At 48.7% G+C, this 1,402-nt stretch carries 2 protein-coding genes; both read right to left on the bottom strand.

The annotated features are described in order from the left end of the window. Nucleotides 1–164: 164 nt before the first annotated feature. Nucleotides 165–995 (bottom strand): IS3 family transposase, encoded by an 831-nt coding sequence (locus MJZ26_15205; GenBank protein MCQ2107123.1) that lies wholly within the window; start codon nt 993–995, stop codon nt 165–167. Then, nucleotides 976–1,317, bottom strand: a complete 342-nt coding sequence (locus MJZ26_15200) for a transposase (protein MCQ2107122.1) — start codon at nt 1,315–1,317, stop codon at nt 976–978. The genes MJZ26_15205 and MJZ26_15200 overlap by 20 nt, the downstream gene beginning before the upstream one ends. Nucleotides 1,318–1,402 lie beyond the last annotated feature (85 nt).

The following is a 1,402-nucleotide window of genomic DNA, read 5'->3' as shown; positions in this document are numbered from 1 at the left end:
AAGAAAAAACATCGTGAAAATTTCGTTATCTATTTCTCAGAGCGAGAAAGCCGGGGGATCAGGAAGTGGAAAGAGGGGTTTGGGGAGAAAACCGAAACCTCAAGGGGGTGGCTTTCTCGGTGGCTCTTTAAGCCCCTTGGGGTGTCGGTGTTCTCCCCAAGGTCTTACGCTGCGCCTTTGAAGGCAGAATCGTACACATGGTCAGGCGTGGCATAATCGAGATTCTGATGCGGGCGAACCGCATTGTACTGCCTGACGTACTCCCGGATCGCGGCGCGAAGCTCCTTCGGGGACTGAAACTCATTGATGTAGATCAGTTCCGTTTTGAGACTCCGGAACCAACGCTCGATCATGATGTTGTCCGCCCAGCGGGACTTGCCGTCCATGCTTTGCCGGATACCGAAACTGCGCAGAAGATTCTTGTATTCCTTGCTGGTAAACTGGCTTCCTTGATCAGAATTGATGATTGCCGGGGTTCCGTATGTTTCGACAGCCGCTTTTACAGTTTCAAGAACAGGCTTTGTATCAAGGGTATCGGAAAGTGTCCAGCCCATGATTTTGCGGCTGAACCAGTCGATCAGCGCGGTCAGATACAGATGACTGCGACCCATCGGGATATAGGTGATGTCCACAGACCACACCTGATTCGGAAAATCAACGGTTTTGCTGCGTAAAAGATAAGGAACGACAGATTCTTTGAAGTCTCTTTTGGAAAGATTCGGCTTTGGATAGATGACATACAGCCCCATTTTCTGCATGAGATGTCGGATCAGCTTCCGACTGACGGTATGCCCTTTCTCACGCAGCTTGATCAAAAGTCTTCTGCTGCCGAAGCAGGGATATTCCGTATGGAGCGTGTCAATCAATCGCATCAGTTCTTCTTCCCGCTGCTGTTTATAGGTACGATCCGCAGGCTTATAATAGACAACCGAGCGTTCCATGTGCAGCAATTCGCACTGACGGCGGACAGACAGTTCATTCTTCGGATTTATCATATTTGGGGATGGGGAGGTCGCACTTGCGAAAGCAATCCTGGAGAAAATCACGTTCCAGCGTGAGTTGACCGATCTTCTTCAGCATCTTGGTCTGTTCTTTCTCCAGGGCTTCCTCCTTCTTTTTTTCTGCGCGCTTTGCTGCTTTGGATTCCTTTTTCTCAAATGCTTTGGATGCGTTCTGTAAGAATTCCTGTTTCCAGTTCCTCAGCATATTGGGATTGATTTCATTTTCCGCGGCGATTTCCTCAAGGCGGCTTTCCTCTCGGATCACCTCAAGGACAAGCTTTGTTTTGTACTCTGCGGTATAAGTCTTTCGTGTCATGGCTGTGGCTCCTTCTTTTTTGTCGTTTTTTACAGTTTACCATGTTCACGATGTTTTGTACAGGCGTGGTTGGAAATCTTGGGAC

Origin of the sequence: Fibrobacter sp., assembly GCA_024398965.1 — a bacterium.
In the GTDB taxonomy this organism is placed as follows: Bacteria; Fibrobacterota; Fibrobacteria; order Fibrobacterales; family Fibrobacteraceae; genus Fibrobacter.
This window is presented reverse-complemented; position numbering and strand designations above follow the sequence as displayed.

Bases quoted from the DNA above. Each gene is read 5' to 3' on its own strand.
- MJZ26_15200 (MCQ2107122.1), bottom strand. From the start codon at position 1,317: ATGACACGAAAGACTTATACCGCAGAGTACAAAACAAAGCTTGTCCTT.
- MJZ26_15205 (MCQ2107123.1), bottom strand. From the start codon at position 995: ATGATAAATCCGAAGAATGAACTGTCTGTCCGCCGTCAGTGCGAATTG.